The sequence below is a fragment of the Streptomyces sp. NPDC001393 genome, from assembly GCF_053597455.1.
Window position 1 is genome coordinate 1 of record NZ_JBSFIH010000081.1, and the last position, 22,044, is coordinate 22,044.

A 22,044-nucleotide genomic window follows, 5' to 3' on the forward strand; every position below is an offset into this window, starting at 1 on the left:
GGATACGCGCGGCTCCATGACATGCTCCCCTGGTTTTGAACCCGTGCTGTTCAGGCGCTGCCTGGCACAGGTTCGCCGGAACATGTGCGCTTTGGTGAACGGGGAGTTCGTGGCGACCGCGGTCGCCTTGCACTCTTCGCGTTCGGTGAAGATCTGGAACAGAAGCTTGGCACCTTTGCGGTCAAGGGCCAGATACCCGAACTCGTCCAGGCACAGAAGGTCGATCTTGCTGTAACGGGCGATCACCGAGGACAGCCGACGGCTGGCGTCGGCCTCGGCGAGCTCGTTCACCAGCGCCGAGGTGGTGGTGTAGCGGACCGACAGGCCGGCCTCCGCGATCGCGGTGCCGATCCCGATCAGCAGGTGGGACTTGCCGGTGCCGGAGTCCCCGATCAGCACCAGCGGGCGGCCCTCGCGGACCCACACGGGAGACTTCAGGTCGGCGACGACCTCCGGGGTGACATTCGGGTTCTTGGCGAAGTCGAAGTCCTCCAACCGCTTGGGGCGCGGGAAGCGGGCCAGCCGCAGGAGCCTCTGCTGGCGGCGCACGTCGCGGTCGGCAAGCTCGACCTGCAAAAGGTCGAGGAGGAACTGCTTGTAGGTGACCTGCTCGCGGCGGGCGCTGCTGGCGAGTTCGATGAACCGCTCGCGAAACGCGGGCAGCTTCAGGTCCCGGCATGCCTCGTCGATGAGCATGTCCTCCGGGTCGCCCGGCAGGGACACCCTGCTCTGCGGGACCCGGTCCCGGTCGCGGTCCTGGTCCGCATCGTGGTCGGTGACGGTGATGGCGCGGGTCATGCCCCCTGGCCCTTCTGGTTCTGGCTTCTCTCGCGGGTGGTGACCGGGTTCAGCAGCCGGTCGTACTTGCTCATGTCGGGCAGCGTCGTGCGTGGATCGGGCGGCAGGCGACGCGCGTGCAGCGAGATCACCCTCGCCCCGGCCGCCTCCTGACCCGCGCTCTCGCCGCCCGCGTCGTGGGCCGCCCCGCCGTCGGTGAGAAGTTCGGCGTCCTCGTCGTCGGTGCCCTCCATCGCCTTTCGGGCCTCGATCGCGACGAGGTCGGTGGACACCGAGCCGATCCGAAGACAGGTCTCCATCGCCTTCACCAGAGCCTCGGCCGGCATCTGGCGGTGCAGCAGCAGGACCTCGATCAGCATTCGGGTGCCCTCGCGGTCCCCGGCCTTCTGCTTGGCCGCAGCCCAGAACGCCTCGTGGACCTTCGTGAAACCTCCCTCCGCGCGGGCCTGCGCCAGTGCGGAGGCGCCGGCGAACGCACCCGGCTTGACCAGCAGGACCTCCAGGTAGTGGTCCAGGAAGTCGTGGTAGGTGTAACGGCGCGTCAGGCGGGGATGGCGGGCGACGACCTGGCGGCCGTCGAAGACCCACAGCTCGTTCGCCCGCAGCTTGACCCGTACCTTCTGCCCGATGAACTTCGCCGGCACCGAGTAGTAGCCCTGGCGGACCGTGATCCGGCTGTTGCGGGCGACGGTGGGCGTCAGGTCGATCCCGCAGTCGTAGTCGTCGGCGGGTAGCGGCCGAAGCCGGTCGCGCTCGGCCTCGAAGTCGAACCCGATCGAGGTCGGACGGCCGTGGATGTGCCGTGCGTCCTCCGCGACGTCGATCGCGGCCAGGCGCTCGTTCAGCTCCGCCAGTGAGTCAACCTGCGGTGGCGGCACCAGGTGCTTCCTCCGGAACCGGCCGCCCTCATGCTCGACACCGCCCTTCTCGTGGGCCCCGGCCTCGCCAGGGGCGCAGTAGAAAGCCGAGAACTGGTACCACGACTTGAACGACGCCCACCTGGACGACTCCAGCCGTGAGCGCCCGAACAGCACCTGCTTGACCGCGGGCTTCAGGTTGTCATAGCGGATGTGCACCGACGGGACCCCGCCCAGCACGGTGAATGCCTCCGCGTGGCCTTCCAAGAACGCCTCCTGGGAGGCAGTGGCGTAAACGCGGTGGACGGCCTTGCCGGAGTAGGACAGGCGCAGGGTGAACAGCACGCACTTGCGGCGCTGCCCGGCCAGGTCCAGCCAGAAGTCCGCGAAGTCGACCTCCGCCTCCTCCCCAGGCCGTTTCGCCTGCGGCACCACGCCCTCCAGATGCCGCCGCCCCGCAAGAGCCTCCGCTTTGATCTCCGGACGCCGCCTGGCGACGTACTCCCACACCGTGGTCTGCCGTGCGAGCTCGAAGTCGTGCTCCGCGGCCAGGCGCTCCATGATCCGCACGATCGTGTGCTTCTGTTTCGGCGGCGCGTCGAGGTCCTCGCGCAGCATCGCATCGATGAAGCCCTTCACCGGCTCCAGCACACTCGGACGCGGCGGCGGCGACTTCCGCTTCGGCGGCAGCGGCGACTCGATCGCCTGCCGCACCGTCCGCCGCGACACCTTGAACCGCGCGGCCAGCTCCCGTCCCGACAGCCCCTGCTCACGATGGGCCCGGCGGATCCGCTCGAACAACACCTCACGCGACCTGTGCACCAGCGGTCTCCCTGACCTGGACCGTGATCATCAAGCCCAGCGTGACGGCCAAACGGCCCACTGCCCCCGATTACTCCGAAAGCGGCATGTCACCCCCTATCGCGTCGGCCGGCTTCCAAACCCACCGAAAATCCGCCGGTGCCGAGTCCCAGCGAAAACGTGGCCCCGATACACCCCGAAGAAATCAGTCTGGTCCTTCGCCCCGACCAACAACGAGCCGGCGCGGCTTGCACAGGCGGTCCTGCTGGCCCGGGATGCTGACGATCAAGATCTGGAACGGGCGGCTGTGGCCAAGCTGCGGGACAGGGGCGAGGAGCCGGTAGCTCCGTGGCCCGACTACCTCTTCCGGCATGCCGTCGCCGACTGGGCCACGCAGTACTCCAAGGCCACCGGGATCGACCTCAGCGACCATGCCAAGCTCAAGCGGAAACGACCTCAGTATCCCGATGTCCCCGATCCTCAAGGCACCTGATGCCGACGCTCGCTGTTCGCCGTGTTGACGAGGTGCTGGGTGCGGCAGCATGCGCGGCCTGAGCCATGGAGCCGCCGGAGGAATCGGCGTTGGTGACAAACAGCGCCAAGGGGACCGTCGATCTGCCACTTCAGCAGGCCGGCTGACGCGCCGTAGCAGGTGGTGCGCCTGCGAGCTCGTGCCAAGTGGCGGCGCGTCCGCCATGAGGTCTACGGACCGCCCGCCGTGGTCGATGGTCCAGCTGTCGCCGCCTGCGAACGTACCGTCCGAGGGGGTGGTGAACCCTTCCAAGGGCAGGGTGGTGGCCGTGAACCGGACCTCGGCGTCGAGGCGATCCACCACCCACCAGGTGACCCCTCCCGCGTGCCGCTCGTTGCACAGGCCCCCATTGGTGATCGATGCCAACGGGTTGCTGCGGTGACCGATGGGTCAGACAGGCCCCGTCCATGAGGAGTCGACCGAGTCGATCGCGTTCCGGCGACATCACTTCGATGACTACGAGATGCCCTCGCGGCATCTGAGGGAGGGACTGAAGCCCGTGGGCCGCGCGGGTTTCCGGCTGCACGTGCGGGGCTGACCCCACCCGGCGTCCGGCCGCCGTCACGGCCGCCCCGCTGACACCTCATCAGGCCGGTGCCGCACGCGCCACCTCGCTTCTTCCTCGTCGCACACGCGCACCCGCGTTCAGGACAACCCGGGGCCGCACCGCACCTGCCATGTCCTTCTTACCATGAACATGCCATATTGGAGGCGACCATCCCCCACGAAAGGTCACCTCCATGGCACACAAACGCCTGGCGGGCCTGACCGCCGGCGCCGTCATCGTCGCCACAGCCCTGCTGCCGCAGGTGGCACTGGCCGGCACCGGCGCGGACGCCACAGCGGGCCGCGCCACCACCACCGGCCGCCCCCACGGCGGGCACCGTACGGTCGTCATCTACCGCGTGCCCACGCGCCATCCGCTGGCCGATGCCGAGCGCCTCACCGACTCCGGATACGACCTGCTGGAGAAGCGGGACGGCAACAGCCTGTTCGTCTCCGGCGACACGTCGACGGCGGCCGGACTGCGCCGGCTCGGCTTCGCCCCCGCCATCGCCTCCACGCTGACCGAGGCGATCCCCTCCCCCACCGCGGTGACGCGCGCCGCCGCGGGCGACACGTTCGACGGCGGCTACCACACGGTCACCGCGCAGTACTCCCACATGGACGACGCGGCCTCCCAACACCCCGATCTCGCCAAGGTGGTGACCTATGGTCGGTCGTGGCTCAAGCAGCAGGGGCGAGGCGGCCGCGATCTCAAGGCGATATGCATCACCAAGATCCAGGCGGGCGACTGCGCCCTCAGCCCGAACTCGGCCAAGCCGCGGTTCTTCCTGATGAGCCAGATCCACGCCCGTGAACTGACGACCGGTGAGATGTCGTGGCGCTGGATCGACGCGCTGACCAGCGGCTACGGCAAGGACTCGGCGATCACCAAGCTGATGGACACCACCGAGATGTGGGTGGTGCCCGACGCCAACCCCGACGGCGTCGACATGGTCGCGGCGGGCGGTGACAACCCCGTCCTGCAGCGCAAGAACGCCGACGACTCACACGGCTCCCGGTGCGGGGTGAGCGCCTACAGCCAGATCGGGGTCGACCTCAACCGCAACACCGGCTCCCACTGGGACACTTCCGGCACCTCCAGCGCAGCGTGCGACCAGACCTACGGCGGCCCGGCCGCCGACTCCGAGGTGGAGAACACCGCTCTGGAGAGCCTCTTCCGTGAGCTGTTCCCGGCGGTGCGCACCGGCACCGGCGACACCGCCCCGGCGCCGTCGAACGCCAAGGGCATGATGATCACGCTGCACAGCGACGCCAGTATGGTGCTCTTCCCCTGGGAGTACGACTCCACCGTGCACACCGGCAACGACACCGCCCTGCGCGCGCTGGCCGCCCACATGGCCTCGCTCACCGGCTACCAGTACGGCCAGGCGGGCGAAATCCTGTACAACGCCTCCGGTGGCACCGACGACTGGACCTACGACAAGCTCGGCCTGGCCAGCTTCACCATCGAGATCGGCGACAGCGACGGCGCCGGCTGCGACGGCTTCACTCCGCCGTTCTCCTGCCAGGACAGCTACTTCTGGCCGAAGATCGAACCGGCCCTCCTCTACGCCGCCCAGCACGCCGCGGCTCCCTATACCACCACGTCCGACGCACGCCGCTGACCCCCGGGTGGGGTCCCTCCCACGGTCTCGGTGGGAGGGACCCCACCGCCCCTCACGAGGTCGGCACAGTCCAGCGCTGGCCGGCGCTCCCCGTACACGTCGCGAGTGTCAACTGGGTCTTGTTCGCTGCCCCGTTGCTGGAGTCGGTGAGGCAGAGACCCGAAACCGGATTGACGAGTTCACCCGCGCTGTCGGGCCGCCACTGCTGGGCCTGAGTGCCGTTGCAGGTGTGCAGCTGGATCCTCGTGCCGGAGGTGGTCGCGCCGCCGGTGACGTCCATGCAGTCGTTGAGCACCTGCAGGGTGCCGTCGGGCACGACCTTCCACACCTGGGCCGCGCTGCCGTTGCAGCCGTAGACCTGGATGGCCGTGCCGTTCGACGTGCCGGCGCCGGCGTCGTCGACGCACTTGCCCGTGGCGGTCTCGGTGAGCGGGCCGCTGGGCTGGGCCACTCCCGTGCCCGGCGTGCCGTCGTAGGACGGCGGTGCGGCCGAGGCGTCCGCCGCCCACTGGGTGTCGGCGGTCGAGGAGAGGGTGAAGTCCAGTTCGGTGGACGAGCCCAGTGAGGACGCCGGCACGTAGGCCTTGTTCCAGGAGCCGCCGTTGAGGGTCATGGCCTGCGCGTACGGTGAACCGTCTGCTGCAGAAGGGGCATTGACGGTCAGCGTGCGCCCGCCTGCGGTGACGACGGCGGAGGTGAACAAGGGGCTGCCGATGGCCAGGTCGGCGGTGCCCGGTATCTCGGGGTAGAGGCCGAGCGCGGACCAGACGTACCACGCGCTCATCTCGCCGAGGTCGTCGTTGCCGGGCTCCCCGCCGGCGGCGTCGGTCCACAGCTGGTCCTGCACGGCACGCACCGTGGACTGCGTCTTGTACGGCTTGCCGACCCAGTCGTACTCCCACGGCAGCCCGATGCTGGGCTCGTTGCCCATGTTGGACTGGGTGCCGATGACACTGCCCAGGCCCTGGTAGCCGCTGAGCACGCTGTCCAGGTACGACGCCAGGGACGCGGTGCCGCCTTCCAGGGACGCCAGCTTGGCGAGGTTGAACGGGATCATCGGCGTGTAGGTGAAGGCGTCGCCCTCGGCGAAGTCGTTGGCCGCGGTGCCGGTGATCAACTTCGCGTTGAAGCCGTCCATCCAGCGGCCGTTGGAGTGCCGGGGCTGGATGTAGCCGGAGGAGGTGTTGAAGACGTTCTCCCAGTCCTGCGCCCGGTCCTGGAACTTCTTCCGGTTCGCGCTGTCGCCGAGTGCGGCCGCGAACCGCGACAGGGCGAAGTCGTCGGTGTCGTACTCCAGTTGGGTGGAGGTGGTGGCGTACTCGTGGCAACAGCCGTACAGCGAGTTGGTGGGCAGATAGCCGAAGGAGTCCAGGTACGTCACGCCGGGGGTGACGTCGGTGTCGGTGGTCTGCTCCTCGATCATGGCGGCGAGAGCCGTGGAGGTGTCGAAGTCGCGTGCGCCGAAAGCGTAGTAGTCGGCCAGCACGGGCACGGCAGGGTCGCCGACCATGATGTGGGTCTCGCCGGTGGCCATGCCCCACTTGGTGAGGGTGCCGCCCTGCGTGTAGTCGTTGACGATCGACTGCGCCATGTCGGAGGCCGCCGACGGGTCGAGCAGCGCCGTGAGCTGCGCCTGGGAGCGGTAGGTGTCCCAGTTGGAGAAGTCGGTGTACTGGGCCCTGTGGCCGCGGGTCACGGTGTGCACGGCGCCGTCGTAGCCACGGTAGGAGCCGTCGGCGTCGCTGACCACGCTGGGGAAGAGGGAGGCGTGGTAGAGGGCGGTGTAGAAGATGCGCTGCTGGTCGCCGGTGCCGCCGCTGACCGTGATCTTCGACAGTGCGTCGCGCCACGCCGTCGTCGCCGCGGACTTCACGTCGGTGAAGCTCTTGCCGGTGACCTCGGCGTCCCTGTTGGCGGCGGCCTCGGCCGCCGACGTGTAGGAGATGCCCACCCTGGCCTCGACGGTCCGGCTGCTCGTGGTGTCGAAGGTGAGGTGCTCGCCGCCGCTGTAGCCGTCGGCGGTGAAGTGGTGGTCGAAGGTGATGGCGAAGTAGACGGTGATGGGGTTGGTCGCCTCGCAGAAGCCGGTGCTGGTCACCGAGCCCGTCACCGTGTCGCCGCCGGTCACGTTCAGCGTCGAGGAGGCGTACGGGGTCTGCGTGCCGTTCAGTTTCAGCAGCAGGCCGGCCTGGGTGGAGGCGGGGAAGGTGAACTGGCCGATTCCGGCGTGCGTGGTCGTGGTGAGTGCCACGTCTGTGCCGTTGCCGAGGGCGACGGAGTAGGAGCCCGCTGCCGCCGTTTCGTCGCTGTGGGAGAACGACTCCGTCGTGGCGCCGGGGTCGGAGCCGATCGAGCCGACCACAGGCAGGATGGGCAGGTCCCCGGCCGCGTCGCAGCCGACGCCGGAGACGTGGGTGAGGCTGAAGCCGGAGACGGCCGAGTCCCCGTAGTTGTACCCGCCGCCCTTGGGGCGCGAGGTGGTGTCCGGGGACCACTGGAGCATGCCGTGCGGGACGTCGGCTCCGGGGAAGGTGTTCCCGGCGCTGAAGTCGTTGTTCGCGCCCGTGCCGATATACGGGTTGACCAGCGGCACGGGGTCGGTCACGGCCGCGGCCCGAGCCGCCGGGGCGAGTTGGCCCGGCAGGGCGAAGGCGAGCGCCGTCGCACCGGCCGCCAGCACCCGCGTCAGGGTGCGCGAGAGAAGGATGTCAGCCACGGCCGATCACCTCGCCGAGCACGCCGTTCGTCGCGGCGGCGATCCGGTCCGCGCAGGTGAACGGGGCCCCGTTGGCGGCGAGTTCGCCCACGCGTGCCCGGGCACCGGCCAGGGACGGGTCGGCGGTGCTGAGAGCGGGCGACACGTCGTCGGCGCCGGTGACGACCGTCAGGCAGCGGCTGGTGTCGTACCACTGCGTGGCGTCGGAGCACCGGGTGCGCGGGGCGACGGCCTGCGCGCCGAGGGCGCCGGGGAAGACGGCGGCCCGGTCGCTGGTCCCGGCGGCGAGGTCCTTGGGGCGCTGGGCCTGGACAACGTCCACCCAGGTGGAGGCGGGGTCGACGGCCGGCTCGAAGGTGCCTGGGATGATCTCGGGGAGGAGTACAGACGCGACGGCCGACCCGACGGCTCGCACCCTTCGACTGATCATGCCCATGCCAACCCCTTTCACAGCGCTCAGCGGTCGCGCAGAGCCTAAGGTGGACGCACATCCGTTCGCTACGTCTTGGTAACCGCTTTCCCAACATCGCGGAACCGTTGCGGGTATGACGCGACAGCGCTACTCCGACAGCGGCCAGGGGCCGGACAGCAGATCGGCGATACTGCGCCGGTCGCGGCGCGCCGGCGGCTCTTCGGCCGCCGTGCCCAGCGCGATCATGCAGATGATCGCCCAACCGGGGCTGGGCTCCAGCTCTTTGGTGAGACCCTCCAGGTCGAAGGCGCGGAACTGATGAGCGGCCAGTCCCATCGCCTGGGCCTGGATGGTCATGTGGGCGATGGCCTGGCCGAGATCGTAGTCCGCGAACTCGGAGTAGAGCAGCTGCGTCTCGTCGACGTGACGGCGCGTCAGCGCGACGACGAGCAGGCCCGCGTCCGTCGCCCACCGGGCCGAACTGGGCGCGAGGTGGCGCGCCACCCGCTCGTGCTCCGGCTCACCGGGCCGGCTCAGGAAGAAGCCCCAGGGCTGGGAGTTCCCGGCGGACGGCGCTCACCGCGCGGCTTCCAGCAGCAGGCCCACGGCGTGGTCGTCCACGGCGGCCGACGGGTCGAACCGAGAGGGGCTGAACCGTCCGGCCAGCAGGGGGTGGATGTTGCCGGGTGGTTCCTGATCACGTCGCATGCCCGGATGCAACCGGCCGCCGCACGGCCGTATTCCAGCCACCCGTCACCGGACCGTCTCACGGACCTGGTGATCGAGGATGCCAACTGGGCGTTCTGCGAGGTGACTTGACGCAGCCGGGGCGAGCTGGTCGGGCAGCACCTCTTCGACGTCTTCCCGGACAACTCGGCCGATCCGGAGGCCGACAGGGTGGTGACGCTGAAAGACCTCCGGCCAGACCGATCACGTGGCGTTGCAGATGTCGCCTGGATCATCCACCGATCGAGGACATGGCCGAGGTCGTCCTCGCCCGACGCACGGCGCTCCTGCCGTCGGTGAGACCCGGCCAGGAAGCGGCCATGGAAGCCGAGCTCCACGCCCGGGCACGGCAGCTGCAGCAGCTGAACGAGGAACTGCGCCAGGCCCACGCCCGTGAACGGCGCATCGCCGTCGCCCTGCAAGAAACCATGCTCCACACCCCGGGCCGCTTCACCATCGCGGTCGGCGAGGTGGTCGGCCACGGGCTGATCGCCGACACCGTCATCGACAGGCACCGCAGTGCGCTGAGCGCCGCCACCCGCACCGTCCAGGGCCCCGCCCAGGATCTGGAGGTCCCGGGGTGGGCGGCTCTACGCACGCTCGGTCGAGGGAGCCCTGGCCGCCACCGCCGTCCAGGTCATGGTCGACTGCCGCAGCCGTCTGCTGATCTACAGAGGCGCCCCCTCCCGGCGACACACCCTCATCATCTATACGACGACCTGATCGAACGCCGTGGTGAGGACATCGACACCGGTCTGACCCGCCTACCCTCCGCGCTCGCCACCTGCACCGGGTTCGGCGCGGAACACCTCGCCGACGCCCTCCTCGCCCGCCTCGACGTAACCAGCGGCGCCACGGACGACATCGTCCTGGTCGCCGTCCGCCTGGAGCACTGGAGCAAATGCCCTGACGATCACTGGTCCATGATCGGCCCTGCCCCTTCGGCGCCGCCTCCTGCACCCGGTCACAGGCTCAGGGGTCGTCTCAGAGGCGAGGCTGCCCATACGTCCCCGCCACTGCGGCTTGACGGCCGCCGATGTCCGGACGGCGGGCATCGAAGTGGCGCGAGCGTGGCGAGGTGAGGTCATGTACGGCGGCGGAGCGCGCCGCCGGGACACAGCACGGTTGGGGGGTCGTCCGGGCCGTCTTTCCCGACACGCCCTGCGTTCAGCCGTTGAGGTTCCGCATCAGCTCGGGGGCGTAGCGGTCGCCGGAGACGATGCCTCGCGGGGCGACGGCTTCGATGGCGGCCAAGTCCTCATCGGTGATCGTCACGGTGGTCGCGGCGACGTTCTCCTCCAGGTAGCGGCGGCGCTTGGTGCCGGGGATGGCGACTGCGCCCTGGTGCAGCACCCAGGCGAGAGCCAGCTGGGACGGTGAGACCTGCTTGCCGGCGGCGATGCGGCGGACCTCGTCGACCACGGCCAGGTTGCGGGCGAAGTTCTCGCCCTGGAAGCGCGGGTCGGTGCGGCGGAAGTCGTCGGCGGCGAAGTCGTCCGGGCTGGTGATCGCACCGGAGAGGAACCCGCGTCCGAGCGGCGAGTAGGCGACCAGGCCGATCCCGAGCTCGTTCAGGGTGGCCATGACTCCGTCGTCCTCGATGCCGCGCTCGAAGAGCGAGTACTCGGTCTGAACCGCCGTGATCGGGTGAACGGAGTGGGCGCGGCGAATGGTCTGCGGGGCGACTTCGCTCAGGCCGATGTAGCGGACCTTGCCGGCGGCCACCAGCTCGCCCATGGCGCCGACGGTCTCCTCGATCGGCACCTGTGGGTCGACCCGGTGCAGGTAGTAGAGGTCGACATGGTCGGTGTCCAGGTGGCGCAGGGAGCGGTCCAGGGAATGCCGGATGTAATCGGGGCGCCCGTTGTGGCCGACGAGCGTGCCGTCGTCGGTGAACTCGACGCCGGTCTTGGTGGCGATGACGGCCTGCTCGCGGCGTCCGGCGAGGGCCTTGCCGAGGAGTTGCTCGTTGATGAACGGGCCGTAGCTCTCGGCGGTGTCCAGCAGGGTCACGCCCAGTTCCAGGGCACGGTCGATGGTGGCGAGGGACTCGGCCTCGTCGGTGCTGCCGTAGAAGGCGCTCATGCCCATGCAGCCGAGTCCTTCGGCGGAGACGGTCAGGCCCTGGCTGCCAAGGGTGCGGAGTTCCATGGTGATCTTCCTTGCTGTTGCGGGTCGTGCCGCGTGTGTGACTGGTTGGTCGCGCGACCGGGCGGGGCGCGGCGGTGGTGTGGCGCCGGCGGGCGGGGATGCTGTGCGGCTGCCGCGCCCGGCGTCGGCAGTGCGCCCATCGGGATGGAGGCGGTCAGCGCACCCAGGTACCGGTGAGGCTCTGGACAGCGGAGCCGTCGAGGTCGGCGAGAGTGGTGGCGACGAAGTCGCGGGCCCACTGCGAGGTCTGGATACGGAAGGGCGGGCGGGCGGCGCTCAGGGCGTCGACGATCGGGGCGGCTGCCTCGGCCGGGGTCTGGGCGTTGCCGAACGACTCCCGGGTGCGGGTGATGTAGGCCTCGAGCGCCGGGCCGTAGGGCCCGGCGGCCGCGAGCAGCGTCGGTACGTCCAGGCCGAGATTGGCGACGAACTCGCTCGCCACGGCGCCCGGCTCGACCACGGTGACATCGACGCCGACGGTGGCGGCGACCGGCGCGAGGGACTGCATGAAGCCCTCGACGGCGAACTTGGCCGCGCAGTACGCCTCGTTGAAGGGCTGGCCGACGACGCCGCCGACGCTGGTGACGGTGATCACCCGGCCCTTCGACGCACGAAGGTGCGGCAGGGCGGCGCGGGTCACCGCCACCACGCCGAAGAAGTTGACCTCCATGGCCGCGCGGACGTCGTCGACGCTGCTCTGCTCGATGGTGCCGACCTGGGCGGCGCCGGCGTTGTTGACCAGCGCGTCCAGGCGGCCGTGCTCGGCGACGACCTCGTCCAGGCAGGCAGTGATGCCCGCGGAGTCGGTCACATCCAGGCGCTTGACCTGGATGCGGTCGGCGACACCCGCTTCGGTGGCGGCCTTGAGCAGGGCCTCGGCCTTGCCGGGGTCGCGCATGGTGGCGATGGTCGCCCAGCCCGCGCGGGCGGTGCCGATGGCGGCGGCCATGCCGATGCCGGAGGACGTACCGGTGATCAGAACCGTCTTCGGGGAGGTCATGAGGGTATTCCTTGCCTGGGGAGCACAACGGGCTCGCACCCGTAACCGGGGAGTTCCCCGGTTATCTGGCAACGGTAACCGGGGAACTCCCCGGTTGTCCAGCTAGACTGGTCACCGACGAAGGGAGCTGCCTTGACCACCAAGCCGAGCGTGTTGCGCGCCGACGCCCGCCGCAACCGCGAACGCATCCTCGAAGCGGCCGTGCGCGCCTTCTCCGAGAAGGGCGCGGACGTCGCGATCGACACGATCGCCAAGGCCGCGGGTGTCGGCTCGGCCACGCTCTACCGCCACTTCCCCACCCGCGAGGCGCTGGTCGAGGCGGCCTACCGCAACGAGCTGGCCCGTGTCTGCGACAGCGCCGCGAAGCTGCTCGCCGACCATGCGCCGGACCGGGCGATCCGCCTGTGGATGGACGACTTCATCGACTACCTGGCTGCCAAGGAGGGCATGGCAGACGCGCTGCGGGCTGCGGTCGCATCCGGTGCGGACCCCTTCGCCGAGACCCTCGACAAGCTCGGCACCGCGCTCGGCACCCTGCTGCACGCCGGCGCCGAGGCCGGTCTGCTGCGCCCGGACATCGACCCCCTCGATGTCGGCTTCAGCCTGGCCGGCGTTGCGCTGATCACCAGCGCTCCCGACCAACGCGAACGGGCCGGCCGCCTCCTCGACCTGCTCCTCGACGGCCTCCGGTACGGAGCGGAGAGGCCGGCGTCCAGCTCGTGACCCAGCTCTGGCCGTTCACCGCCCGCACCATTGCGCAGCATGTGATAGCCGCGGCGGCCTGCCCGCCGACGGCGAGGTAGCACCCGGCGCCCATGCGGTTCGGGTCGATGTGCTCCAGCGCCACGAAGGCGTCGATCTCGATCGCGTTCGCCGTCGGCAACGGGAGGTTGCTCAGTTCCTCGTCCGTGATCGGGAGGGTGTAGAGGGTGTCGGCCGCGACGATGTGAGCCGGCATCCAGTCCCGTCCCGGATCGGCTTGCGGTGCTTGCCGCCGCTCCTCCCAGCGGACCTATGCGGCCGCACCCTCAAATGCCTTGGTGGTGACAACCAGTGCGGACGGAGGTTCCGAATCCCCGGCGGACGCGGGCCGGGGTGCCCCGCAGGCTCTGTCGCTGTCTCCAAGGAGGACGCAGATCCGTCGCACCGTCGCGGGTGAGCCGGAGCGCGGTCAGCCGCGTCGGCCGGTGTGGACGGCGGACGGGCGGACAGGCGGACGGGCGAGAACGCGCTGGGGACGCTGACGGCCGGGGCGCGGATGCGGCTGTTGGTCGACGGCGAGGGCGACTGGGAGCGGGCGATGTTGTGGCTGTCCGAGAGCGTGCTCTCGCGGGCCTGCACGGCCTCGGCCCAGGCCCGCGAAGGTGTCCAGGACGCGGTTGTAGCGAGTGACGAACTCGGGCCCGTGGAACCCGACGCCCTCGCCGCGTCCTGCGACGGCCCGTCCGCGCCACAAAACATGTCGGGCAGCCAGCCGCTCACGGCGAGGGCACCACGCATCGAAGAATCGAGGTCAGACTTCCTCGACATCTGTGAAGAGGAGTCGCACACCGCCAGTCGCCAGCTCGAAGACCTTGGCGACGAACGCCGATGCCTCTTCGGTTGTCACGGCCTTGCTGGCCGCGTCGTAGTCGGTGAAGTACATGTCGAGTACGCGATAAGCCGGCGTCGCGCTGCCATCCTCCTTCGGCCAGACCTTCGCGCTCTCGATCCTGTGGACTCCAGGGATCTTCTTCGCCAGCGCGATCTGCTCGTGGTGACCGGCCTCGAAGGCTTCGGGGGATTCCGGGTTCTCGTAGATCGCAGTGATCTTCGTCGGCATTATTCTTTCTCCTTGTCGGTCCTGTTACTGGGTCTTCCACTTCGCGTTGTCGGGGATCGTTTTGTCAGGCACTCGCACCTGGATGATGGACGGGCTGCTCGAGTTCTCCAGTGCACCCGACACGGCAGCCCTGAGCTCTCCATATGTGCCGACTTCCCATCCCCGGCAGCCGAAGACATCCGCCAGCATGCTGTAATTCCACCGGTGTAGCACGCACGGCTTGTAGAACGGCTTGTCGGAATGGAATACCGCCGCATCAGCGAGCCACTGCTCCACGGCGTAGACGCCATTGTCGATGACAAAGATGATCGGGTTGAGCCCGAACCGGGTCTGTGTCGAGAGGCATTGGGCAGTCATCTGGAAGCCGCCGTCACCCGAGAAGACCATCACCTTTTGGTCGGGGCTCTTGGCCAGGCAGATACCCGTCGCCGCCGGCGCGCTGTAACCGATCGACGAGTAGGACGACTGAACGATGAATGCTCCAGGCCTGGGCACGTCGAGCAGCAGGCTCCCGAAGTAGTTCATGCTCGCATCGGCACCGACGATGGTGTTCCTGTCGATGTACTGCTGAATGTAGTTGTAGAACCCCTGGTACGTGATGACATCGGCCTCGCCCACGATCGGCGCGCTGCGAGCCGGCCTTTCCGGGAGTTTCAGCGCCTTGGGTTCGATCTTTTCCGCCAGGATGCCGTCCATCAGGTGCTCCAACGCGACCTGACCGCCGAAAAAGGTTCCGAACTTGACCGCGTCGAACGATGCGAATGCGGTTTTTTCGTAGTCCGGCTCCCAGCCCAACGAGTTGATGTCTGTCAGCCACACGCCGAGGGCCAGTATGAAGTCCGACGTGCTGGCCAGATCCGTCACGGCCGTCGATGACGCCTGCCCGTCGAGCACGCCGACAAACAGTGCGTCGTCTTCGGAAAGGACGGCCTTACTGAGGAGTTCTGTGACGAACGGTACGTTCAGTTGCTGGATCAGCCTCATGGCCTTCTCTTGAAGGCCGAACCGGTCGATCTCTACGCCAAGCCAGACGAGCGGGTTCTCGGCGCTTTCGAGCTTTGCACGGATCTGTGCGACCGACTGTTCCAGGCTGGTCTCGTCCGACAGGGTCCTGGCCGGCTTCAGGACACCCCTCGGCGGCTCGCACTCCAAGTCGACCATGTCCTGGAGCAACTCGATATAGATCGGGCGCCGTTCACTGATGCACTGGGTCAGTGCGTAATCTATCAGCGTTGGCGCGAGGTCCGGGTTGTCGACCCGGATGGCCGCGACCGTCAGGTGCTCGAACGACTGAAGATCCGTTTCACGTCCGCTGATGAAATGATGTGCACTGAAGCCGGTCTGCTCGAAGACGATGGTCTTCTTGATGCTCGGTGTGCCGTTGATCAGCACGAGCGGCACCTTCTCGACATAGGCACCGGCGACCGCGTTCACGGCACACAATGCGCCTGCGGAGTAGGTCACGCAGAGGGCGCCGATTCCCTTCAGCCTCGCGTATCCGTCGGCGGCATAACCGGCGTTCACCTCGTTTACTTCCTCGATTATTTCAATGCTGCTGGGCGTGACGTACCGGTTCAACCATTCAATCGAATAGTCGCCCGCGATGGCGAACAGGTGCTCCAACCCGAGTTGACGGAGCCGGTCTACCAGGTACTGTCCTACAGTGCAGCCCTCGTTCATGGTTGGAGCACCTCCGTGGTCAGTAGTCGCTCGCACCGCCGAACAGCCGGGGCATGTATATGTCGAAGATCCCCGGGCACTTGCGTTCCGGATAGCGCTGCAGCATGAAATTCTTGAAGGCGTCGTCCGTCAGCCCGTTACCGATGGCCTGCCGAGCGGCAGAAAGGTACTCGATATTGCGAGCGACTTCGTTCTTGTCGGCCGGCAGTCCGTGACCCGGCATGAACAACTCGTACTCCGACACCAGCATTTCTTGCAGCACCCGAGTCCAGTGGTCCATGTGTTTCGTCAGGTACAGATGGGTCCCGCTGTAGATCAGGTCCTGAGCGAAATACACACCTACCTCAGGAAGCCTGATGGTGAGGTGGTAGTCGATCTCGGTATCCGTCACCCGGTCGAAGATATATCTGACCCCGTCGATGGTCTCTTCACCGGGACTGGCGACTTGTTTGGGAACGACTATGCGCTCCGGGGCGAGGTCACCGAGTTTCCAGTGGTCACTTCTCGAGTCTTCCCCGTGCTCGCCAATGAAGGTCATGGTTTCGGACAACGCGTAGACCGTTGTGTCGGTGAACGCAGTCCCCAAACCGAACCAGTGGTCAGGGTGCCGGTGAGAGAGGTACAGCCTTTCGATCGGCTTGCCCAGGCTGTCCGCGTAGTCCCGGAATGCCCTCGCATAGGGGGCGAGAAACTGTCCGTCGACGAGAACCAGCTGGTTCCTGGTTTCGATGATATGCGTGGCGTTCGCGATGTTGCTGTACGCGAAGGACGCGACGAAGGTGTGAATACGGACATCGCCTGTCTGCTTCACGACCATGATGATGGGATCTGACACCTGAGCAAGCATTCGAGGCCTCTCCGAGGTTATGTGGTCTGCTCCCGCAGTTCCTCCAAAGCAGCCCTCGCGACGTCGTAGGCGCTGTCCCTGTTGGGCACCGGCTCGTCCTCGCCAGGTCGCCAGAAACGCCGGCGCGCCATGCGCATGGAGCCGTCGAACGGCGGGATCGCGTTGAACACTTCGATCAGGTACGGACCGCGATACACCGGCTCGATGTCATTCGAGATGATGTCCCACGGGATCCAGCTGTCCTTCACCGCGCCCCGGTCGGGTGCGGATATGTGCACGTAGTAGAGCCGATCCTGCCCTGCCGCTCGCGCGACATTCTCCTTGAAGACCGACGGACCCTGACTTTCCATCACGACCTGTGCGGTGTCGATGGTTACGCCACCCTGCGCGTGCTCGAGGCCCTCGAGGAAGTCCAGTACCTCCGAGACCATGTTGGGCGGCGGCGTCTCCCAGCTCTTGACGGGCTCGACGGCGAGCTTCACCTCTCGCGCTGCGGCGTACTCCAACAGCTCTTCGAAGACGGAGCGCGCCGCGTGGTAGCGCGGCTTCATCCAGTCCTGCAGGGCGTCGCTCCAGATCGGCTCATTGGTGTCCGTGACCGGAAAGACTCCGTAGGGGTAGATGAACGGCCCGGACATGATCGAGTCGCCGCCCAGGACCCGTGTGATGTCGACGCGTGACTTGAGGTAGGACAGGGCCTGCCGGCGCTGCTCCTCGTAAGGCGACGTCGGGTCGAAGGTCCGCGTGGTCCCGACGTTGGTGGTGAACTTCACCTCGCCCAGCCCTGCGCGCTCGAATGCCTTCTTGAGGCCGATATAGCTGTCGACCTCGAGCTTGTGATCGACGGTCGTGGGCGGGGCGGCGATATGCACGTCGAAGCCGTCGTAACCCATGTCGGTCAGGGCCTTCAGGTGATTGATCAGGATCCCGGTGTACCGTGCGTCCTGTGGCCGCAAATCGGCCGTGAACATGAAGAAGCTGAAGAAGACGTCTCGTCCGAGTGTCGCGTCCATCGTCACCAGCCCAGGATGTCGGCGAGGTAGGCGCGGGCCTTCTTGGCGTACTCGAGCGGGACGGCCTTGTTCGGGTCCTGCTCGGCTTCCACGACCAGCCACCCCCGGTAATCGGCGTCGGCCAGCGCTTCGAGGATGGGACGGAAGTCGATCGCGCCGTCTCCAGGCACGGTGAAGACGCCGAGCTCGACGCCCTCCTGGAACGACAGGCCTTCTTCCCGCACCCGGCTCACGACCTCGGGCCGGATGCTCTTCATGTGGACGTGGCCGATGCGGTCGGCGTAGGCCCGGGCCAGGTCCAGCGGATCGTCGCCGGCGAAGGCCATGTGGCCGGTGTCGAGCAGGAGGTGGACCAGGTCCGGGTCGGTCGAAGCCATCAGCCGGTCGATGTCGGCCCGGGTCATGACGCCGGTGCCCATGTGGTGGTGGTAGCTGAGCTTCATCCCTGCCGAGCCGGCAATCTTGCCGAGCTCGTCCAGGCCCGATGTCAGGGCGTCCCACTGGGCGTTGGTGAAAACCGGGCGATTGGCGAACACGTCCACGGGAAGCAGGTGCGACGAACCACCGAACTCGGCCACGACCAGCTCGGTTCCGCCGAGCGCCTTGACATGGGCCAGCGTCTCCTCGAAAGCGGCGATCGTCTTCTGCCGCATCTTACCGATCGTGAAGTACGTACTCGTCCAGGGCTCCGACACCTGCAGACCGCGGAGATCGAGGGCGGCCTTGAGCTCGGCAGCGTCCGAGGGGTACTTGTGCCCGATACTGCAGCCCTGGAAGCCGGCGAGCGCCATCTCGCTCACGGCCTGGCCGAAGGAGATACCGGCGTCGATGGTAGGGAAGTCGTCGTTCCACCACAGGGTGCAGCAGACGCCGAGCTTCACCTTGTCCGGGCTGAGGCCGTCAGCCAGATCTGTCATCCTGTCGCCCCTTTCAGGTAGCGGTCCGCGATGCGGGGTGGCTGAGCCCAGGAGCCGTATCCGGGTGCCTTGGCACCTGGAGGATTGGCCCCGATGGCCCGCCACAGCAGCCCCTCCTGGTAGGAGGCGGCGGTAACCGTGGAGGTTTCGGCCGCTGTTTGGGCCCCGTAGCGGTCGATCCACTCAGGTGGCAGCGCGTACCACATCCCGGCGTACCAGAGCTTGATCACATTGCGGGCCACCGGGCCGAGCCGGTCGTCGCCGAAGATCCGGTGGCGCAGGGCCCGGTCGAACAGATCCCGGTCGAGGGGGGTCCGGGCATGGCTTCCGGCGTCACCGGCCGCGTCGGCCCGGGCTGCCCGGTGGGCGTCCAGGAGGGCGGTGACGACGTCGTCGCCGCAGGCGGCCCGCACCTTCGCCAGATATGTGTGGGCCATGCCGGTGCCGAGCAGATCGGTCTCCTCGAAAGCGGTGAGGTCGACCGACAGGACCATGAACTCCTCGAACGACGGCGCGGTCATCGCGTCACCGCCTGGGTTGTCTCGCCGGCACCCGGCGAGGCCTGCGGATCGGACCCGACCGCGGCCGGGATCTCGAAGGTGGGAGCGGCGTGCAGGCCGTCGCTGCCCGGCAGGGGGTTGCGCACCAGCCGGTTGAACCCGTCGCGCAGGCGGAACATCTCGCAGACGGCCTCCTGCAAGAGGCCCGGCTGCCCGTTGAACGCCTTGGTGAGCAGGGCGAGGAAGGCTCCGTAGTCGGCGTTGAAGTCCCGGGCGACACGGGCGAGCTCCGATCCCGCCGGGTAATCGGCCAGCCGGGCACTCACCTTCACCTTGTACACATCGTCCCAGGAGATGCTCAGCGCAGGCCCCGAAGGTGCATCGGGGTGGTCGCCCACCTGGTAGTAGCGCCCGAGTTGCAGCTGCCGGAACCGGTAGTAGTGGGCCAGCTCCCCGTCCGCGTCGTATATGCCTGAATCGAGGCCCTCGCCCTGGGCGGCGATGAAGCGGAGCGCCCGCTGGGCCGAGTCGAGGTCGGAGACGACGATCATCGCCCCGCCGCCGGAGTAGAAGTACTCGGGTCCCACCTGCAGGGCTGGATTCCCGCAGAAGAGCTTCGGGTCGTCGGCCGCCACCTTCTCGAGTCCTTCGGTGATCTCTTCGTAGAACTCGCCGATGCTGTAGAAGTGCATCCCCTCGGCCGTGGGGCTGGAGACCAGGAGGCGACTCCCGCTGTCCGATGTCTTCACCAGCCGTTCGCCGGCGCTGGGGGCGCGGCCCGGCCGCTCGATCTTGCAGAACGTCTCCACCGCCTCGGGGGAGAAGGGCCGCAGGTCGACGGTGAAGTCGTCCTCCCCGTCGGGCAGATGGGCCGGGTAGGACGGCACGAAGCCGGGGCGGGTCAGATCGGGCTTCCCGCCGATGGCGTTCAGGACGTTGGCGACGAGGGTCAGGTGCAGCATCTCCTCCACCGCGGCCACCCGGATGATGTGGGCGGCGTCGGAGTTGGTGGTGGAGCGTATGGAGTAGTACGCGGTCAGGTACGGGGGGATGGTCGCGTGCTCGAGCGCCATCGCCGCGTGCAGGTAGCTGATCAGGTCGTCACGGTTCTCGATGGTCGATGCGGTCACGGGGTCACCTCCTGAGATCGGCGCTGGATGGCGCCGGCCGAGATGACGTCGATCGGTGCGGTCTCGGCGTCGAGCTGGGCCAGCATGGCCCGGCTGCTGCGCAGGCACAGGGCGGCGACGGTGAGCGTCACGTTCGACGTGCCCACGGTGGGCATGCTTCCCCCGCCGACCAGGTAGAGGTTCTCGTGGTCCCAGCACCGCTGATCCGCGTTGACCACCGAGGTCGACGGGTCGCGGCCCATCACGTGGGTGCCGGCGAGATGGTTGCCTCCGCGGATCTCGTACCCCTCGCCGTCGTGGACGGCGTAGCCCCAGAAGTTCGGGTCGTACGCGGTGTGGTCCTCGGCCCCCAGGCGGGCGAAGATCCGTTTCGACAGCTGCCGGGCGTACGCCACCCCCCGCATGGTGTAGTCGGGGATGTCGTACGTGAGGATGGGCCGCATGTTCCCCAGCTCGTCGGTGAAGTCGGGGCTCACGGTGACCCGGTTGCTCGGGTTGGCGGGGACCTCGACCATGAACGCCAGCTGAAGCTGGCGGGACACCCGGTCCACCAGGCCCTGGCGGAGGGACTCGCCGTAACGGCCACCGGCGTCCACCAGGTCGATCAGGTCGGTCATCGGAGCCCCTCGGGCCCAGCCCCAGCCGTCGTTGTGGATGTCGACGCTGAACGCCGCCTGGCGGCGGCGGAAGCGGCCCCCGCGAAGGTCGGTGATGCCGCCCGTGCAGTTCGTGCCACGGAAGGTGCCGGCCACCTCGGGCAGCAGGCCCCACGCCAGCAGGTAGGCGTGGTCCATGAAGTTCCGCCCCATCAGGCCGCTCGAACTGCGCAGGCCGGAGGCCAGCATCAGCCGGGGGTTCTCCACCGCGTTGGCGGCCAGGACGAACAGCCGGCCGCGGGCCCTCATGGTGGTGAAACCGGGGCTGTCGGGCCGGTCGTAGCGGCGGTACTCGATCTCGGTGACCCGGCGTGTGTGCTCGTCGACGTGCACCTTGTACGCCACCGCCTGGGCCACCAGGTCGACCCGGCCGCTCTGGAGGGCCACAGCGAGGGTCTTACCGGCGTTGTATTTCGCCTGCACCGGGCAGATGGGCACGCAGTTGTTGTTGCCCTGGCACCGTTCACCGACCTCGACCTGGTACGTACTCACCGCCCCTTGCGGCACATACCCCTTCCCGCCGTCGTAGGCCGGGTTCGGTATGCCGTTCCGCCCCTGCGGGAACGGCCGGACCCGCAACTCCCGCTGTTCCCCATCCAGTTCGACCGGCATCCCGTCGAGGTCCTTGGCGACCATCCGGTCCAGGTAGGACAGGGGCAGCCCCTTCATGGGGAACACGTAGCCCTCGTCGAAGGTGATCCCGAGGTAGGCCTGGTCCTCCACGTCGGCGGAGACGCCGATCTCGCGCTCGGCCTCGTTGTAGTACGGGGAGAGGTCCTCGTAGGCGAGCGGCCAGTCGGCTCCCTCGCCGTAGAGCGTGCGCATCCGGAAGTCCTCGGGGAGCATCCGCAGCGTCTTGCCTTCCCAGTGCATGGTGGTGCCGCCGAGGACCCTCGTATAGGTGGTGTCGGTGGCGAGGGGCCCGCTCTGCACGATGTAGGCCGAGGCGTCGGGCGTACCCGGGGTGATGCGCCGTGCGTCGGTGCCGCGGGGCATCGGGGCGTTGGCGACGGCCGGGTAGGGGGCCTGGTTGTCCTTGCTGACAGCCGAGTAGAACCGGTCGAGGTAGCTCTCGTAGCCCCTCAGAGTGAGGTCCTCGGCCGGGCCCGCTTCGAGTATCAGCACTCTCCTGCCGGCAGCGCTCAGCCGTGAGGCGATGAGGGCTCCGGAGATCCCGCCGCCGACGATGACGGCGTCGTAGAGCTCCTCGGCCGCCGCCGCGGGGTCGGTGCGCTTCGCCGCCCCGTGAGGGAAGTTCGCATACATGGGGCAGTCACCCCTCCTCTGCCAGGCGCAGCCGGGACCGGCGTGGCGG

At 68.1% G+C, this 22,044-nt stretch carries 20 protein-coding genes; 4 read left to right on the plus strand and 16 right to left on the minus strand.

The annotated features are described in order from the left end of the window. On the minus strand, nt 1-798 hold a 798-nt coding region (locus ACWC2T_RS42315), incomplete at its 3' end, for an ATP-binding protein (RefSeq protein ID WP_450675614.1). Then, the gene (istA, locus tag ACWC2T_RS42320) at nt 795-2,477 is read right to left on the minus strand and encodes an IS21 family transposase (protein WP_450675615.1); all 1,683 of its coding nucleotides are present in this window, start codon (nt 2,475-2,477) and stop codon (nt 795-797) included. The genes istA and ACWC2T_RS42315, both read right to left, overlap by 4 nt. A gap of 286 nt (nt 2,478-2,763) precedes the next feature. Between istA and ACWC2T_RS42325 the strand changes: the two genes are divergently transcribed. Both ACWC2T_RS42325 and ACWC2T_RS42330 read left to right on the plus strand, forming a co-directional pair. Continuing rightward, nucleotides 2,764-2,949, plus strand: coding sequence for a hypothetical protein (locus tag ACWC2T_RS42325; protein WP_450675616.1), 186 nt, complete (start codon nt 2,764-2,766; stop codon nt 2,947-2,949). Between the two features lie 779 nt (nt 2,950-3,728). Then, nucleotides 3,729-5,159 (plus strand): M14 family zinc carboxypeptidase, encoded by a 1,431-nt coding sequence (locus ACWC2T_RS42330; RefSeq protein ID WP_450675617.1) that lies wholly within the window; start codon nt 3,729-3,731, stop codon nt 5,157-5,159. 52 nt (nt 5,160-5,211) lie between these two features. Here the strand turns inward: ACWC2T_RS42330 and ACWC2T_RS42335 are convergent, their stop codons facing one another. The 4 genes from ACWC2T_RS42335 to ACWC2T_RS42350 all read right to left on the minus strand — a co-directional run bounded on the left by ACWC2T_RS42335 (nt 5,212) and on the right by ACWC2T_RS42350 (nt 8,995). After that, the gene (locus tag ACWC2T_RS42335) at nt 5,212-7,875 is read right to left on the minus strand and encodes a lectin (protein ID WP_450675618.1); all 2,664 of its coding nucleotides are present in this window, start codon (nt 7,873-7,875) and stop codon (nt 5,212-5,214) included. After that, a complete protein-coding gene (locus tag ACWC2T_RS42340; RefSeq protein WP_450675619.1) occupies nt 7,868-8,305 on the minus strand; it encodes a hypothetical protein in 438 nt (145 codons plus the stop codon). Before ACWC2T_RS42340 ends, ACWC2T_RS42335 begins: the two co-directional genes overlap by 8 nt. A gap of 129 nt (nt 8,306-8,434) precedes the next feature. Continuing rightward, complete coding sequence (locus ACWC2T_RS42345; protein ID WP_450675620.1) at nt 8,435-8,791, minus strand: hypothetical protein; 357 nt, start codon at nt 8,789-8,791, stop codon at nt 8,435-8,437. A 72-nt stretch (nt 8,792-8,863) separates the two neighbouring features. Further along, complete coding sequence (locus ACWC2T_RS42350) at nt 8,864-8,995, minus strand: hypothetical protein (protein ID WP_450675621.1); 132 nt, start codon at nt 8,993-8,995, stop codon at nt 8,864-8,866. 338 nt (nt 8,996-9,333) lie between these two features. Between ACWC2T_RS42350 and ACWC2T_RS42355 the strand changes: the two genes are divergently transcribed. After that, complete coding sequence (locus ACWC2T_RS42355; RefSeq protein ID WP_450675622.1) at nt 9,334-10,095, plus strand: hypothetical protein; 762 nt, start codon at nt 9,334-9,336, stop codon at nt 10,093-10,095. Nucleotides 10,096-10,180: 85 nt separating this feature from the next. Here the strand turns inward: ACWC2T_RS42355 and ACWC2T_RS42360 are convergent, their stop codons facing one another. Together ACWC2T_RS42360 and ACWC2T_RS42365 are read right to left on the minus strand one after the other, a co-directional pair. Next, on the minus strand, nt 10,181-11,164 hold the full coding sequence (locus ACWC2T_RS42360; RefSeq protein WP_450675623.1) for an aldo/keto reductase: 984 nt from the start codon (nt 11,162-11,164) through the stop codon (nt 10,181-10,183). Between the two features lie 154 nt (nt 11,165-11,318). Beyond that, nucleotides 11,319-12,164: an SDR family oxidoreductase gene (locus ACWC2T_RS42365; protein WP_450675624.1), complete on the minus strand. Its 846-nt coding sequence runs from the start codon at nt 12,162-12,164 to the stop codon at nt 11,319-11,321. A gap of 132 nt (nt 12,165-12,296) precedes the next feature. Between ACWC2T_RS42365 and ACWC2T_RS42370 the strand changes: the two genes are divergently transcribed. Further along, nucleotides 12,297-12,887: a TetR/AcrR family transcriptional regulator gene (locus tag ACWC2T_RS42370; protein ID WP_450675625.1), complete on the plus strand. Its 591-nt coding sequence runs from the start codon at nt 12,297-12,299 to the stop codon at nt 12,885-12,887. Between the two features lie 790 nt (nt 12,888-13,677). Here the strand turns inward: ACWC2T_RS42370 and ACWC2T_RS42375 are convergent. From ACWC2T_RS42375 to ACWC2T_RS42410, 8 genes are read right to left on the minus strand one after another with little or no spacing between them, the layout of a single operon-like run. Further along, complete coding sequence (locus ACWC2T_RS42375; protein WP_450675626.1) at nt 13,678-13,986, minus strand: EthD family reductase; 309 nt, start codon at nt 13,984-13,986, stop codon at nt 13,678-13,680. Nucleotides 13,987-14,010: 24 nt separating this feature from the next. Further along, nucleotides 14,011-15,666, minus strand: coding sequence for an alpha-keto acid decarboxylase family protein (locus ACWC2T_RS42380; protein ID WP_450675627.1), 1,656 nt, complete (start codon nt 15,664-15,666; stop codon nt 14,011-14,013). A gap of 19 nt (nt 15,667-15,685) precedes the next feature. Continuing rightward, entirely contained in the window at nt 15,686-16,501 is an 816-nt protein-coding gene (locus tag ACWC2T_RS42385; RefSeq protein ID WP_450675628.1) for an MBL fold metallo-hydrolase, read from the minus strand. 29 nt (nt 16,502-16,530) lie between these two features. Beyond that, nucleotides 16,531-17,526 carry a sugar phosphate isomerase/epimerase family protein gene (locus tag ACWC2T_RS42390; RefSeq protein ID WP_450675638.1) on the minus strand — a complete coding sequence of 332 codons (996 nt, stop codon included), beginning with the start codon at nt 17,524-17,526 and terminating at the stop codon, nt 16,531-16,533. 2 nt (nt 17,527-17,528) lie between these two features. Beyond that, nucleotides 17,529-18,443 carry a myo-inosose-2 dehydratase gene (gene iolE / locus ACWC2T_RS42395; RefSeq protein WP_450675629.1) on the minus strand — a complete coding sequence of 305 codons (915 nt, stop codon included), beginning with the start codon at nt 18,441-18,443 and terminating at the stop codon, nt 17,529-17,531. Then, nucleotides 18,440-18,964, minus strand: a complete 525-nt coding sequence (locus ACWC2T_RS42400) for a hypothetical protein (RefSeq protein WP_450675630.1) — start codon at nt 18,962-18,964, stop codon at nt 18,440-18,442. Before ACWC2T_RS42400 ends, iolE begins: the two co-directional genes overlap by 4 nt. Further along, entirely contained in the window at nt 18,961-20,073 is a 1,113-nt protein-coding gene (locus ACWC2T_RS42405; protein ID WP_450675631.1) for a ferritin-like domain-containing protein, read from the minus strand. The genes ACWC2T_RS42400 and ACWC2T_RS42405 overlap by 4 nt, the downstream gene beginning before the upstream one ends. Further along, nucleotides 20,070-21,995: a GMC family oxidoreductase gene (locus ACWC2T_RS42410; RefSeq protein WP_450675632.1), complete on the minus strand. Its 1,926-nt coding sequence runs from the start codon at nt 21,993-21,995 to the stop codon at nt 20,070-20,072. Before ACWC2T_RS42410 ends, ACWC2T_RS42405 begins: the two co-directional genes overlap by 4 nt. Nucleotides 21,996-22,044: the final 49 nt, after the last annotated feature.